Here is a 15,119-nt window from a genome sequence, read left to right on the forward strand (position 1 = left end):
CTTCCTGCTTCCTGCTTCCTGCTTCCTGCTTCCTGCTTCCTGCTTCCTGCTTCCTGCTTCCTGCTTCCTGCTTCCTGCTTCCTGTTTATCTCTTTGATGGGGAGTGCACCGTTCTCCTTTGCGTCGTACAGCCTTGCTCGCAGCAGTTTGGTTTGACCGTTAGAGTCTGGCAGCCCTTGCAAGGGGCGGTGCTATTTGCGCGGATTGCGTGGATATTGAGGGGGCATACTTGCTGGATGTGAGGCAGCGCCAGGGGAGGGTATTGAGGCCAGTCAGCTGTGGGGGCTCGACGTAGGGCCGAGCGTGACTGACGTCAGTGTTTAAATCGGTAACAAATAAAATGGGAAGATGCCCAGGCATCTTCCCATTCTGGCGATATGAGGTAGCTGCTTTTGCAGGATCAGCCGTGTTGGCGGCGGTCGTTGGCCTGGGCGAGCAGCATGCGGCTTTCACGCAGGAACTGGTCGGCATGCTCGCCGAAGAAACCGGAAACTTGCGAGAATGCGTTGATGAAACCGTCCCTGTCTCCTCGCTCCAGCAGCCCCAGCGCTTCGCCGAAGTTTTGGTAGTAGCGACGGATCATCGCCAGGTTCTGCGGTGACGACAAAATGATGTCGGCATAGAGGTGGGGATCCTGGGCAAACAGCCGCCCCACCATGGCGAGCTCCAGCCGGTAGATGGGGGAGCTCAAACTCAGCAGGCGATCCAGATTGGCCTGCTCCCGGGAGAGGTGCCAGCCATAGGCAAAGGTGGCGAAGTGACGCAGTGCCTGAATGAGGGTCATCGCCTCATCGTGGGCCTTGGCTTCCACCTGTTGCAAGCGGGCGCCCCAGATGGTCATCTGCTCCAGCAGCCATTGGCTGGCGGCGGGGTCACGACCCTGGCAGCAGACGATCACCTGCTTGGCGAGACTCGCCACATCCGGCCCGAACATGGGGTGCAGTCCCAGTACCGGCCCCTGATGTACCGCCAGCATATGTTCGAGCGGCGCCGCCTTCACGCTGGTGACATCGACCAGCAGGCAGTGGGCGGGCAGGTTGCCGAGGCGATCGATGATCTGGCAGGTGATATCGATGGGCACCGCCACCATCACCAGACCGGCTCCGGTGAGGATCTCGTCAGCGCGCGGCCAGTCGGCTTGTTCCAGCGTCTCGACCCGATAGCCTGAGAGGCTGAACATATGGCCGAACAAGCGGCCAAGCTGGCCCTGACCACCGATGATGACCACCTTGCCAAGATCCGGCTTTATGCATTTGAAGCCTGTATCTTTCTCGCTAGCATAAGATTCGCGCATCACCCGGCGCAGCACGTCTTCGATGAGATCGCCGGGCACCCCCAACTGCTCGGCCTCGGCGCGGCGGCGGGCCAGCATGCTCGCTTCCCGCTCCGGTGCATAGATGGGCAGGCCGTGGCGGCTCTTTACCTCACCCACTTCTCCCACCAGGGCCAGACGGGCGGCCAGCAGATCGATCAGCTGCTTGTCCACCGCATCTATCTTGTCCCTGAGTACATTCAACTCTTCAGCCATATCCAGTCCCTGCTGGCGCCGCGAGCGGCGGCGCCCTGAAATTCAAGATGCAACAAGGTATCACGGCGTGAGCGGTTTGATGCCACCACTAGTGATACCTCGATTGTTCAATAGGTTACGACAAGATACCACGGCTTACCGTGCAGTTCTGCCCTTGAGAGGCCCAGCCAGCTGGCTGTGGCAGCGGGCCAGCAGCGCGTCCGTGGTCTCCCAGTCGATGCAGGCATCTGTGATGGAGACGCCGTAGCGCATGTCGCACTTGGGCTGTTCGCTGGACTGGTTGCCCTCGAACAGGTTGGATTCGAGCATCACCCCTATGATGGAGCGGTTGCCCTCCTGGATCTGGTGGATCACGTTGTCCGCCACCTTGGGCTGCAGACGGTGATCCTTGCTGGAGTTGCCGTGGCTGCAATCCACCACCAGGCCGGGCAGCAGGCCCGCTTTCTCCAGCGCCTCTTCCGCCAGCGACACGTTGACCGAATCGTAGTTCGGGTGCTTGCCGCCGCGCAGGATCACGTGGCCATCCGGGTTGCCCTGGGTCTGCAGCAGCGCGACCTGGCCCTGCTGGTTGATCCCCATGAAGGCGTGGGGGCTGGAGGCCGCCTGCAACGCATTGATGGCGGTGCCCAGGTTGCCGTCGGTGCCGTTCTTGAAGCCGACCGGCATGGAGAGGCCGGACGCCATCTCCCTGTGGGTCTGGGATTCGGTGGTGCGGGCACCGATGGCCGACCAGGAGAAGAGCTCCGCCAGGTATTGGGGGCTGATGGGATCCAGCGCCTCGGTGGCCAGGGGCAGCTCCAGCTCGGCGAGCCAGCAGAGCAGCTCGCGGGCCCGGTGCAGCCCCAGCTCCACATCGAAGGTGCCGTCCAGGTTCGGGTCGTTGATAAAACCCTTCCAGCCGACCGTGGTGCGCGGCTTCTCAAAGTAGACCCGCATGACAATGTAGAGAGAATCCTGATAGGCATCATGCAGCGCTTTGAGTCTGGTTGCGTACTCTTTGGCGGCGTCCATGTCGTGGATGGAGCAGGGACCACAGATCACCAGCAGACGGTGATCGCGACGGTGGATGATGTCGGCGATGGTGTTGCGGGCCCCTTGCACGAATGCCAGCGCACGATCGGAGATGGGCAGTTTCTCCTTGAGCTGGGCAGGCGTGATCATCACTTGTTCGGACTGGATATGTATATTGTTCAGGGGATCTCGTTGCATAGCCTCTTCGCCTCGTCAGAGTCAGCACACTGGTTTTGATACTACCAGCTGTAATTTTAAGTTTACGAAAGTACCGCTTTCGTTACGAATGGTCATCACAATACCAAGTAAATGCCAACTTTCAAGTGTGAATATGGAATTTAATAGCCTTTTGGCAATATGAAAGTACTGCTCATCGCCAAAGGTTTGGATTAACTGCCAAATTTGTCCATGAAAAGCTACTGCTGTAATTATATATTTACAGCCTAAAAAGGGGAGGTCGAATGGCGGGGGGCAAGTGGCTATAAAAAACGGGAGCCTGCAAGGGCTCCCGTTTTTTGTCGCGATAACAGTGCTGGTCGGAGAGTTATGCCGGTACGGCCTGCTCTACAGCCTGCTTGCGCGCCGTTTTTGCCAGTGCATCCAGCATGGGCTTGGTGACCAGTACGATCCCCTGTTCGGATCGGTGGAAGCGGCGGGCATCTTCATCGGCGTTCTCACCGATCACCATCCCTTCCGGCAGCTTGCACCCCTTGTCGATCACTACCCGACGCAGCCGGCAGCCGGCACCGATCTCCACACCCGGGAAGATCACGGCTTGATCCAGAGTGCAGAAGGAGTCGACTCGTACATTGGTGAAGAGCACCGAGCTCAGGATGAAGGAGCCGCTGACGATGGTGCCGCCCGAAAACATCGAGTTGATGGTCATGCCGTGCTGACCGTTTCTGTCCTGCACGAACTTGGCGGGAGGGGTCATGTTCTGGCTGGTCCAGATGGGCCACTCCTGATCGTAGATATCCAGCTCCGGCGTGACGGAGGCGAGATCCATGTTGGCTTCCCAGAAGGAGTCCACGGTGCCCACGTCGCGCCAGTAGGGACGGCGATCCGGACAGCAACCGACACAGGACATGCCAAACGGGTGAGCGAATGCAGTACCCTCTTTCACCACGCGGGGGATCACGTCCATGCCGAAATCGTGATGGGACTGTGCGTTGGCAATGTCCTCTTCCAGCAGTTGGTAGAGATATTCGGCATCAAAAATATAGACGCCCATGGAGGCCAGCGCGGTGTCGGCCTTGCCCGGCATGGCTGGCGGGTTGGCGGGCTTTTCGACGAAGGCGTTGATCTTGCGATCATCATCCACAGCCATTACCCCGAAGGCGCTTGCTTCACTGCGTGGCACCTCGATGCAGGCTACAGTCACCTTGGCACCCATATTGACGTGGTCGAGCAGCATGGCGGCGTAATCCATCTTGTAGATGTGATCGCCTGCCAGCACCACCACATATTTGGGGGCGTGATCGCGGATGATATCCAGATTCTGGTAGACCGCATCGGCGGTACCTCGATACCAGTTCACCTCATCCACTCGCTGCTGGGCAGGGAGCAGATCGATAAATTCGTTCATCTGGTAGCGCAGGAAAGACCAGCCGGACTGGAGATGGCGCAACAGGCTGTGGGATTTGTACTGGGTCACGACACCGACCCGACGAATGCCGGAGTTGATGCAGTTGGAGAGCACGAAATCGATAATGCGGAATTTGCCGCCGAAATGGACGGCAGGCTTGGCACGGTTGTCGGTTAACTGTTTGAGGCGACTACCCCGCCCTCCTGCGAGTACCAGAGCCATGGTCTCGTTCAGCAACTGTCTGGCTTTTGCTGTATTGGCAGGTTGTAACAACATCTCATATCCCTTTGTAGATAAATCACTACAATGTTGCCTCCTTTGAACCCTCAAGAAAGTGCTTTCAGTCACATTTCAGGGTTTTTGACGTAATAAAATGACCTTTTTGTTATTAAAAATGACGGATTGATCCGTCATTGCTTTCAATATGGTCAGTTGTCAATTGAGGCGACTTGGCCAGTAACAGGAGCGACGGGGATTGGCGGGGGAGGGTAGAAAAAGCCCCTGCCAATGGTTGGCAAGGGCATAGTTGGTAGAGGCTCGATTAGCCGACTCTGGATAGCAAGGGTCAGGCTGCGTTGGCCACTGGCTCCTCGCTCTTTTTCTGATAGGCCTGCGGGGTGAGGCCCAGCAGCTCCTGCACGGTCGAGGCAACGGTAATAGAGGAGACGGTGCCTACCAGGATCCCGGCAAACAGGGTGAAGGAGAAGCCGTAGAGAGCGTCACCGCCAAACAGCAGCAGCGCGCCCACGGTAAACAGGGTGGTGCCCGAGGTGATCATGGTGCGACTGAAGGTTGCCCTGATGGCCACATCGGAGCATTCGTGGATGCCCATCTGGGTACGCGAGCTCAGCAGATCCCGCAACCTGTCCGAGATGACGATGCTGTCGTTGAGGGAGTAGCCGATCACCGCCATCAGACCGGCGATGATGTTCAGATCGAATTCGATCTGAAAGAGTGACAGCAGCCCCAGCGCTACGATAGCGTCATGGACCACCGAGAGCAGGATGCCGATGGCCTGACGCCACTCGAAGCGAAACGCCAGATAGGCCGACATCGCCAGCGAAGCGACCAGCACGGCCAGCATACCCTGCTGGAACAGCTCGGCACCCACCTGAGGACCGACGATGGTGGTGCGCAGCAACTCGACCGGCATCCCCAACTGCTGGGTCAGCATGGTGGCGAGATCTGCCGCGGGCCAGGGCAGTTCGTGGGGAGGCAACTTGATCAGCCACTCGCCGGGAATACCGGCCGAGCTCAGCTCAACGGCTCCCGCCAGCGGGGAGACCAGCATGGCATTGAGCTCATGGGCCTCTTTCAGGGTCTGGATATGAAACTCCAGCAGGATCCCGCCGGTAAAATCGAGCCCCAGTGTCAGGCCGTTCACCAGCAAGATGGCGACGCTGGCCACGGTCAGCAGGATGGAAGCCCACAGGCCGATATAACGCCAACGGGTCAGCCCCATGGCAACGATCATTCTCAACATAATTCTCTCCTTGGCCAGCCAGCATCAGGCTGTTGGCCCATCACGACGTGTCGCGACACGCCGGGAAATAGTGTTCTGCTTTGGCCGCTCCGGCCATATCCATGGCCGATGGCGCAGCCAAAGCCGCTCATCAGAGGGATTGCTGTCCCGTTACACCTTCAGCGTGCGCTCGTTGCTGCGTCCCCACAGGGGATTGATGATGGCGCGCGTTCCCCAGATCCCGGTGATCATGCTGGAGAGCAGACCCAGAATGAGGGTGATGGAGAAGCCCTGCAGCGGCCCGGAGCCGATGGAGTAGAGCACCACGGCGCAGATGAGGGTGGTGATGTTGGCATCGAAAATGGTGTGGAAGGCCGAGCGATAGCCAAAGTCGATGGCGTTGGCCAATGAGCCCCCTTCTCGCAGACGGTCCCTGATCCGCTCGAAGATCAGCACATGGGTATCCACCGCCATGCCCACCGTCAGCACCAGACCGGCGATCCCCGGCAGGGTCAGCACGGCGCCCGGCAGCACTGCCAGCATGCCGACCTGCATCAACAGGTTGGCGACCAGCGCCGTGATGGCAACCCAGCCGAATTTGCGGTACCAGGCCATCATAAACAGCATCATGCCTGCCATGCCGAAGGCCAGCGCGGTGAAACCCGCCTCGATATTCTGCATCCCCAGCGTCGGGCCTATGCTGCGTTCTTCCAGGATCTTGAGAGGGGCGGTGAGGGCACCGGCGCGCAGCAGCATGGCCAGCTCTTGTGCTTCCGGCAGACTGCCAATGCCGGTGATGCGGAACTGGTTGCCAAGGGCGGTCTGGATGGTGGCGACGTTGATCACCTCGCTCTGGGCGCGCAGTTTGCCCTGGGCATTGGTCTTGTACTCGGTGAAGACGGTCGCCATCGGCTTGCCCACATGCAGGCGGCTGAACTGGTTCATCTTGCTGCCACCCAGGGTGTCAAGCACGATATTGACCTGGGGCTGGCCCATCTCGCCCATATTGGCGCGGGCATCGACGATGTGCTCGCCGGTGAGTACCGGCTTGCGCGCCATGCCGACGGCCTGACCGTTGCGATCGGCGATGTAGAAGTGGCTGTCGGCTTTGGCCTCGTAGAAGGCCAGCGAGGCGGTGGCCCCGATCACCTCTTTCGCCTGTTTGGGGTTATGTACCCCGGGCAGTTCGATACGGATACCATCCTGCCCCTGACGCACCACCGAGGCCTCGACGATGCCGAGCTCGTTGATCCGTTTTTTCAGGATCGACAGGTTCTGGGTCACGGCGTTGTTGACCAGCAGGGTACGCTCCGCCTCGCTCAGCACCAGTTTCAGATCATTGCCGGAGCGGGTCAGCTTCCACTGATCCTGACGGGTACCGGCACTCTCCTTGATGATGGCGAGCCAGCTCTCCTGTTCGGCCACCTCCGGCAGGGTGACGGCTACGGCGCCCTGTGCGCTGCGCGTGACGCTGGCGCCGCGCAGGTTGGCTTCACGGAAGCGGGTGCGCAGGGTATCCACCAGATTCTTGGTCTGATTGTCGATGACAAAGTCCACGTCCACCCCGATAAGCAGCTGGGAGCCGCCACGCAGGTCCAGTCCCAGCTTGATGGGATCGGCGCCGAGGCGGGTGATCCAGGTCGGCGCGTTGGAGTGAAACTCCAGGGTCAGGGCGGCACTGTCGACCCCTTGCTGCTCCAGCAACTGCTTTGCGCGCTGCTGCTCGCCCTGGCTGGCAAAGACCAGCTCGACCCGCTCAGGTTGCTCAATGACCTTGAGCGGGGTCAGGTGCTTGTCGCTCAGCAACATCTGTTGCTGGGGGGTCAGGCGCTGCTGTCCGTGCAGGCCGAGGGAGGGCTGCTCACCAAAAAAGGTGGGCAGGGAGTAAAAGGTAAAGGTCAACAGCATCAACAGCAGCAGTGCGTACTGCCACTTGCTCATGCGGTTGAGAACGGTGCGATTGCTCTTTCTCATGGCAAACAAGCCTCTGTCAGGAGAATGGTGCCCGGGCCGATAGCAACAAGGCTCGGCAAGGCGCAAAAAATGGGATGCATCAAATGCGGATCAGGCAGTTGCCGGATCCGTAAGGAAGAGGAGATCAGCAAACAGTGGATGTGCCAGCCCCTCCGGGGTCAGGCGCTCAGATAGCTCTGGGTGAAGCGGTATTGCAGATGTTGGCGCTGTAGATGGCGCCGGTGGATCGCGCCAAAGCGATCGCGAAAACTCTGTTTGTGATAGAGCTCGGGGGCCAGCATCAGCCAGCCAAGCAGCAACAGCAGGATGGCCTGGGCCGACCAGCTCTGGATCAGCTCGTAGACCACACTCTTGGGCTGGTTGTCACTGCGCAGGGATTGTTCGAGACGCAGCAGGTGATTCTGATGGCTGCCAACAAACTTGATGATGCCATCATCGCTGTCGCTAAGCTGATTGAACACCTGAGTCTGCTGCTGTTCACTCTGGGGAGATGCGGGTAGCAGCGGGCCTTCCATTCGGGCGATGGAACAAAGCAGGGTGAGGGCGATAACCAGAGTGACCAGCACCAGTTTTACTTTGTCGATAAGGCGCAAAAAGTTAATTCCCGATAAATAGGAAGGGCAAACTACCATAAGCGCCCGGTTTGAACAAGGTTGCCCCGGGCACATGGCACCATTCGGTGCTGGCTGTCAGCTGCCGCTCATCTGCTTGAAGTCGCGGGCATAACCCTTGAGCAGGGAGTAGAGATGGGCCCGCTGGGAGATATCCAGCGACTGGCTCATGGCGCTCAGCCAGTTGACGGTACGCTGGCGCGACTGTTCGGTATAGCCGGTAAAGCGGCCATCCATCAGCCCATCCCCTTCGGCCAGCAGGTCAGTCAGCTCGCGGGTAAAGTCGGGACTCTGGCGCTGCTTCATCAGCCTGTCCAGCTCCTGGGTCCAGGACTCCTGAAACTCGAGCCAGGGGGGCATTAGCTCGTATTGCCATTCGGCCCACTGGGCCACCAGTGGCGCCTGTGCCGGTTTCACCTCACCAATCCAGAACTCGAGCCGCTTGTTCATCTTGTCGCGAAACTCCGCCAGCATCTGCTCTTTGGGCTCAGTGGCAAAGTCCTTTTGCCGTTCCTGTTGCCGCTTGACCCGATCGGTCATAAAGCGGGCCACCTGCTCGTCGGTCAGGGTGCGCGCCAGCCTGACGGCACGGGGGATAGTGTTTTCCAGCGTGCGGGTCAGGCTCTGCTGCACCGCATCTAGGTTGGTCGAGATCTGCTCCGGCGTCATGGGGCTGGCCACCGCCTTGGCCAGTGCATCGAGATCCCTGGCGTAGCGCGGCAGCTCGTGCTGGCGGTGCCAAGCCATCAGCCCCTTCACTTCGCGGCTGAGCAGATCCTTCTGCGAATAGGAGAGGGCAAAGTAGTCATCCAGCTGCCAGATGATGGCGGTATCGAGCCAGTAGTAGATCACCCGGGTGGAGCAGCCGGTCAGCAGCAGGCCGATCAGCAGCAGACCCCAGGTTTTCGGCTTGTGCCAGCGCACCTTGTTTATCATCTGTTACTCCAGTCGTTGCCGGTTGATGGCGATCAGGGTGTCATAGTCGAGTGAGGGCTGTTGCTCTGTCATCAGCAGGGCCCAGAGCAGGCCGATATAGTCGACCCAGGGTAAAAATGCCTCGCTCTGAAAATCGGGCCACTGGTGGCGCGGCAGGGCCTGCAGATAGTGCGCTTCCAGCTCGTCGCGCCGCTCGGCGGGCCACTCATGGGTGCGCTGGATGCTGGCGAGCTCAAAGCCGGGGTGACCTGCCGCGCCATACTCCCAGTCGATGACCCAGGGTTTGCTTCCCAACAAGTTAGCCGGATTGAGATCATGGTGGCAAGGGCGCCAGCAATCATTTGGCTCACTGCTGGCGAGCAAGCCCCGCTCCAGGGCGGGCAGCCAGGAGGGAATGTGGGCCAGTCGGGCGCGATAGCCCGCGGCGTGGGCTCGCACCGCCATCACCACCTCAGGCAGCGGCAGGCGATGGAGCTTGCGCAGCACCTCAGCCAGCAGACGGGGCTGATCGGCTTCCGGTGGTGCCGCGAGCACCCAGTTTGGCTCATCGCACCATTCGAGCAGCATCAGACCGCTGGCGGGATCGCCATAGTGGCAAGGCAGCGCCAGCCCTTCGGCCATCGCCCCCTGATAAAGCTGCCACTCGGTGGAGCGGTCGATGCCAAGGCGCAGCGGATCGGGGTGCCCTTGACGCAAAAAGTAACTGCGCCCCGAGGGGAGGCGCAGTCGATAGTTGCAGTTGGTCAGGCCTAACCCGAGTGGTTCCAACTGCCCCTCCCGCCAGGGGGCGGGCAGGCTGGCCAGTAGCGGATCACAGTTGCCTGTCACCAGGAGCCTGTTACCAGCCAAAGGTGGATTTCTTCGCCTGTTTGCGGATCTCTTTCTGATCGGCCCATAGCAGTTCGCCGTTTTGCAGGTCCATCAGGTTCATGGTCATCTGGTAGTAGACATCCTTCACCTTGCCATTGTCCTTGACGATGCTGGCGAGGTTGCCATAGACCATGTAGCGGGCACCAGTCTGCTTGCCAAGCCGCACCATGGAGGCAGGATCCACCATGCCGCTGCTCTGCTGGTATTCGAGCTGCTGCTTGACGGCGGCCACCTTGCTCATGTCGACGAAGCGGAACTTGCCGGCCCGCAGCAGCTTGGTGCGGATGGTGTCGGTGATGGCTTCGGTATCGATGTGCTCGGAGGTCTTGTTGCGGATAGAGTCCATAAACATCACCGGACGACCGCCTGCGGTGATCTCGCTGGTGGCAGGGGAGGCGAGCATGGAGTCCGCCATCTTGTCGGCGATGGCCTGCAGGTCGCTTGAGCCGTAATCGACGGTGACGGTTTCGGTTTCAGTGGGATCGCCATAGCTGACGGTAGTGCTGGAGCAGCCGCCCAAGAGCAATGCAGAGGTCAGGATCAGCAGGGCATGATTCATTTTCATCAGTAGGATTCCTCAATCACTTCGCGTACGTAAATCCGGTAACCTTGCGCCGCCGGGCTGGGCGCCAGGGCCGAGAGGGTGCGGGTCTGATAGCCATGCAGCTTGATGGGGGTCCAGCCGCGGCCATCGCTGGCGACCTCCTGACCGGCCTCATCATACCAATAGAAGATATATTGCAGCTTGTTATCGCTGCGCTGGGTGCTGGCAGCGGCCACATTGACCTGCAGCAGGCCATTTTGCTGGCGGCGGCTCAGCTCGGTCAGGGTGACGTTGACGTTTTGATGCTGCTCTGCCACTGGTGCACCGCCCGCCGGGCCATAGAGCGCCACGCCGGAGGTGTTGGTGGCGCAGCCGGTCAGCAGCAGCGCGAGCCCGAGGGCCAACCCGTATGCTTTCATCTTGCTCTCCTTAATCGGGGTGAGTGGGGCCGCGAGTGTGCCTGCCCGGTTAATTGTCTTGCTCATCTCTCTTCGCCGTCTGCTCAGAGCGGCATCACCCTGGTGGTCAGACCGGCGCCGAGGCGCTGTACCCAGACCAGGGTTGTGCGGCCCTTGTGGATGGTGAGCGGCAATTGCCGCTGCGCTGCCCCCGCGCCCAGGGTGAGATTGATTTCACCTGCCGGCACCATCCCCTGCCAGCTCGATGCCTGCGCTGGCAGCGTCAGCCAACTGCGGGTATCGGCCCGCTCCGAGAGGGTGTTGAAGATCCCCACCAGAATATTGCCCACATCCCCTCCCTCTTTGGCGGCGGTGCGGCGCATCTGCTCCTTGGCCACCAGTCGCAGCGCCTGGCGGGTCAGCATGCCGGGCAGCCGCTCCTGCAGATCTTTGGCGGCCAGCGCTTCCAGCCTGACCAGCTCGCTGGTCTGCTCGACCCGCTTGCCGACTTCCACCGTCAGCGGGCCGGTGTCGCTGGCCCGATTATCGTAATAGGGGATGGCGACGGTAAAGGTGCGAAAATCGCCGCGGGAGGTGGAGATGGGGAGCGGCAGGAACAGTTCGCGCCGTGCCGGGATCAAACCATCTTCAAACAGCACCACCAGCTGGCCTTGATCTTTTGCAAGCGGCGGCGCTTTGCGGCCTATCTTTTTCTCGGTCTCGCGGATCTCGTCCGGTGAGCCACGCAGCCGCGCCAGACGCAGCAAGGCATCTTGCAGGCTGCGGTTGTCCGGCGCTATCTGGTAGCCGCGCTGATAGTCGACCCAGGCATCGTTGAGATCCCCGGCCGCCTCATAGAGCACGGCGGAAAAATAGAAGGTGTAGGCGTTCTGAAAACCGTTTTTGACCTTGCCGATCAACCGGTCGAGATCCGGTGCGCCGCGCGACATCAGCTGGCGCATCTCGCCTTCTGCTTCGACCTCTTCGCTCTCATCCTTCGCCTTGCGCACCTCATCGGCTCGCCGTTTCAGGGCCTGTTCCTGCACCTGATTGGCCCGACGCACCTCCACCAGGGCGCCATCGGCATCACCCCGTTGCAGATAGTTGAGTGCCAGATAGTGATGCAGCATGGTGCGTTCGTAATCGGGAGTACGATAGGCCATCGACTGATCGTTAGTGAGCAGACTGCCCACCTGATCCAGACCGTGGCTCAGCCGGTATTCGGCCTGATTGTCTTCCCACTGAAGGCGGCTGTCGGCGGCGGTGAACGCCTGCTTGCTGCCCGCATCCTGACCCGCCAGCCAGGCGATGCGCCCCTCTTCAAGGCGATCGAGGATAAAGGTGTCATCGCCGAGGGTGGAGTCGCGCACCTCGGGCAGCGCTTCGGCGGCATGGCCCAGCAGCAGCTGGTTGCGCAGCGGCACCATCTGATCGGAGTAGGAGACGAACATGTCTTGCCAGCGGGAGGCGCAGCCCCCCAGCAACAGCAGGGCGCCGCAGAGCAACAGGGCGCTGCGGCAGGTTGAGGCGTTGCGATTCATTACAGGCTGAGCAGCGGTCCCAACGGCTCGCCGCCGACCAGATGCATGTGGATGTGGTAGACCTCCTGCCCGCCGTGGCGGTTGCAGTTCATAATGAGGCGGTAGCCATCTTCGGCGATGCCCGCATCGCTTGCCAGCTTGCGGGCCACGGTGAACATCCGGCCAAGGGCCAGTTCATGTTCGGCTTCCACGTCATTGACGGTGGGGATCAGCACATTCGGGATGATCAGGATATGGGTCTTGGCCTTGGGCTGGATATCCCGGAATGCGGTGACCAGATCGTCTTGATAAAGGATGTCGGCAGGGATCTCTTTACGGATGATTTTGCTGAAAATGGTTTCTTGCGCCATGGCTAACTCCCTTATATGAAAAAGAAAATTGAACTTGCATCCCAAGCGGCTCCCGAAAGAAGGCGAGCAGCGCGTCAAGTGTGACACAAGCCGAGATTTGACACAGCTGATGTCCCATTCCCTTCAGTTATTGTTAAGAATACCGATAGCCAGAGGGACGTCATCTGCAGCGCCTGTTCAGGGGTCTGCAGGGTATCAAAAGGACGGGGTACTCAGGCAAGGGACTTTTGCATATACAGCGGGACAATAATGAAACAAACAATGTCGGATCTCTCCATCTTGCAGCGAGTCTACCTTGGCTTCGCGATCCTGGTGGCCGTGATGGTGGCCAGTTCACTACTCACATTTCGTAGTCAGAATACTCTGGGGGGAGCGCTGGAACAGGTGACCCGGCAGTCTATGCCGCTGGTGATTGCCAGCAGCCAGACCCAGATCACCCTGCTCAGTGCCAACAAGTGGCTGGGGGATGTGCTCACCGAGCAGGACCCCAAACAGCTGCCTGCCGAAGTGGCCGAACTGAAACAGGCCAAGGCCGCGGTGGGCAAGAGCCTCGATGCCTTGCGCCAGCAGGTCGCCCACCACCCCGAACTGCAAGGGGAGATGGGCACTCTGAGCCAGCAGGTCGACAGCTACCTGCAACTGACCGATACCCTGCCGGGCGAACACGAGGCGCTGCTCACCCGATTGCACAAGGTCAATCTGGCCAAGGGGCAGTTTCAGGTCAGCTTGCCCCAGTTCAAGAAGAGTCTGGGGGACATGATGATCACCATCGACGACAGCTTCATCAAGATGCTCTCCGAGACCCTGACCACCAAGCTCTCCGCTATCGAACTCTCCACCATGGATGCCCTCAATCAGAGCATTCCGGCCCCCATTGAAGCCGCGCTCAAGCGCAACAGGATGCAGATGGAGGGGTTCAACAGCACCATCAAGGATCTGCAGGGTGAGCTCAAGGATTTCGACAACAACATGGGTCACTACGTCCACGGTTTCGTGCGCGATACGACCGGTAATGAAGGTGTACTCGCCCAGTATCTGACGCTGATGCAACAGCAGGAGCAGATGCGGGAGAAGAGCAAGCAGGCGAGTGCGCTCATCGTGGCAATTCAGGATCGGCTTGAGCGGGTCACCTCTCAGAGCCAGCAACTGATGAACCAGAGCATTCAGCATGCCAAAGCCGCACAGAGCCAGAGCACCCTGACTCAGGGAGCCAGCATCGTAGTCGCCATCCTGATTGCCATGCTGGTGGCTTATACCCTGGGCAAGGCCATTCGCCGTCCGCTCAGGGAGTTGCTGCTGGTGCTGACCGAAGTAACCCAGGGTGACATGACTCAGCGCATCGGTTTTCAGAGCAAGAATGAATTTGGTCAGCTGGGCAGCCAGATCAACCTGCTGATCGCCCAGATGGGGGAGGTACTGGCGCAGCTTTCACAAGCATCGGCCCAGCTTAACGATGCCGCCCACGGCAACCGTCGCACCACCGAATCGGTGCGGGCGGATCTGGAGAAACAGCGGCAGGAGACCGCCTCGGTCGCCGCCGCAATGACCCAGATGGAGGCCTCGGTGCGGGAGGTGGCGCAGGCTGCCAACCAGACACTGGAGCGGGTGCAGGATGTGGAGAAGGCCTCCGAGATGGGACGCAAGGTGATGGCAGGCAATATCACCACCACTCATCAACTGGCGGGCAAACTGCAACAGACCGGCAAGGTGATTGGTGATGTGAGCGCCATGAGCAGCCAGATCGGCAATATCCTCGATGTCATTCGCGGCATCGCCGAGCAGACCAATCTGCTGGCCCTCAACGCCGCCATCGAAGCGGCGCGGGCCGGCGAGCAGGGGCGCGGATTTGCGGTGGTGGCGGATGAGGTGCGCAGTCTGGCGGGCCGCACCGCCCAGTCCACCAGCGAAATCCAGACCATGATCGAGAACCTGCAGCAGGGGGTAGCCAAGGCGGTGACCGTGATGCAGGAGTGCTCTCGCGAGATGGACAGTTGCGTGGATCAGAGCTCTCACGCCAACAACGCCATGGAGGAAGTGCAGGGGATTGTGGTGCTGATCAGCGACATGTCGAGCCAGATCGCCTCCGCCGCCGAGCAGCAGCAGGCCACCAGCGCCGATATCGCCACCAACCTCAACCGCATCTCCGATATCTCGGATCTCAACTATCAGGGGATTGAGCGGGTAGCCGAGACCAGCCAGCAGCTGGACTCCCTTGCCGAGCAGCAGGAGAGCCTGGTCAAGCGCTTCCGCCTGAGCGCCTGATGGTCGAGAGTTGAAACAACAAGGCCCCGCAGATGCGGGGCCTTCTC

Annotated in this window: 13 protein-coding genes; 1 reads left to right on the forward strand and 12 read right to left on the reverse strand. The window is 60.1% G+C overall.

Going from position 1 to position 15,119, the window contains the following annotated elements; translation table 11 throughout:
- Positions 1–400 precede the first annotated feature (400 nt).
- The 12 genes from tyrA to hinT form a co-directional block, all read right to left on the reverse strand.
- A complete protein-coding gene (tyrA, locus tag G5380_RS00005; RefSeq protein WP_421204677.1) occupies positions 401–1,528 on the reverse strand; it encodes a bifunctional chorismate mutase/prephenate dehydrogenase in 1,128 nt (375 codons plus the stop codon).
- 135 nt (positions 1,529–1,663) lie between these two features.
- Positions 1,664–2,737: a 3-deoxy-7-phosphoheptulonate synthase gene (locus G5380_RS00010; RefSeq protein ID WP_421204678.1), complete on the reverse strand. Its 1,074-nt coding sequence runs from the start codon at positions 2,735–2,737 to the stop codon at positions 1,664–1,666.
- A 346-nt stretch (positions 2,738–3,083) separates the two neighbouring features.
- The gene (glgC, locus tag G5380_RS00015; protein WP_216954048.1) at positions 3,084–4,400 is read right to left on the reverse strand and encodes a glucose-1-phosphate adenylyltransferase; all 1,317 of its coding nucleotides are present in this window, start codon (positions 4,398–4,400) and stop codon (positions 3,084–3,086) included.
- A 289-nt stretch (positions 4,401–4,689) separates the two neighbouring features.
- On the reverse strand, positions 4,690–5,607 hold the full coding sequence (gene secF, locus G5380_RS00020; RefSeq protein WP_257690224.1) for a protein translocase subunit SecF: 918 nt from the start codon (positions 5,605–5,607) through the stop codon (positions 4,690–4,692).
- Between the two features lie 150 nt (positions 5,608–5,757).
- Positions 5,758–7,560, reverse strand: a complete 1,803-nt coding sequence (gene secD / locus G5380_RS00025) for a protein translocase subunit SecD (protein ID WP_257690225.1) — start codon at positions 7,558–7,560, stop codon at positions 5,758–5,760.
- 158 nt (positions 7,561–7,718) lie between these two features.
- Positions 7,719–8,153, reverse strand: a complete 435-nt coding sequence (locus G5380_RS00030) for a hypothetical protein (protein ID WP_005334044.1) — start codon at positions 8,151–8,153, stop codon at positions 7,719–7,721.
- A 96-nt stretch (positions 8,154–8,249) separates the two neighbouring features.
- Positions 8,250–9,107, reverse strand: coding sequence for a DUF6279 family lipoprotein (locus G5380_RS00035; RefSeq protein WP_005361577.1), 858 nt, complete (start codon positions 9,105–9,107; stop codon positions 8,250–8,252).
- A gap of 3 nt (positions 9,108–9,110) precedes the next feature.
- Positions 9,111–9,935, reverse strand: a complete 825-nt coding sequence (locus tag G5380_RS00040) for a phosphotransferase (protein WP_421204680.1) — start codon at positions 9,933–9,935, stop codon at positions 9,111–9,113.
- A 10-nt stretch (positions 9,936–9,945) separates the two neighbouring features.
- Complete coding sequence (lpoB, locus tag G5380_RS00045; protein ID WP_005334041.1) at positions 9,946–10,542, reverse strand: penicillin-binding protein activator LpoB; 597 nt, start codon at positions 10,540–10,542, stop codon at positions 9,946–9,948.
- Positions 10,542–10,940: a YcfL family protein gene (locus G5380_RS00050; protein WP_231719680.1), complete on the reverse strand. Its 399-nt coding sequence runs from the start codon at positions 10,938–10,940 to the stop codon at positions 10,542–10,544. Before G5380_RS00050 ends, lpoB begins: the two co-directional genes overlap by 1 nt.
- A gap of 83 nt (positions 10,941–11,023) precedes the next feature.
- Entirely contained in the window at positions 11,024–12,460 is a 1,437-nt protein-coding gene (locus G5380_RS00055) for a COG3014 family protein (protein WP_421352168.1), read from the reverse strand.
- Entirely contained in the window at positions 12,460–12,810 is a 351-nt protein-coding gene (gene hinT / locus G5380_RS00060) for a purine nucleoside phosphoramidase (protein ID WP_167558071.1), read from the reverse strand. Before hinT ends, G5380_RS00055 begins: the two co-directional genes overlap by 1 nt.
- 249 nt (positions 12,811–13,059) lie before the next feature.
- Between hinT and G5380_RS00065 the strand changes: the two genes are divergently transcribed.
- Positions 13,060–15,072 carry a methyl-accepting chemotaxis protein gene (locus G5380_RS00065; RefSeq protein ID WP_421204682.1) on the forward strand — a complete coding sequence of 671 codons (2,013 nt, stop codon included), beginning with the start codon at positions 13,060–13,062 and terminating at the stop codon, positions 15,070–15,072.
- Positions 15,073–15,119 lie beyond the last annotated feature (47 nt).

Source organism: Aeromonas sp. 604443, from assembly GCF_049170315.1.
Lineage (GTDB): Bacteria > Pseudomonadota > Gammaproteobacteria > Enterobacterales > Aeromonadaceae > Aeromonas > Aeromonas veronii_A.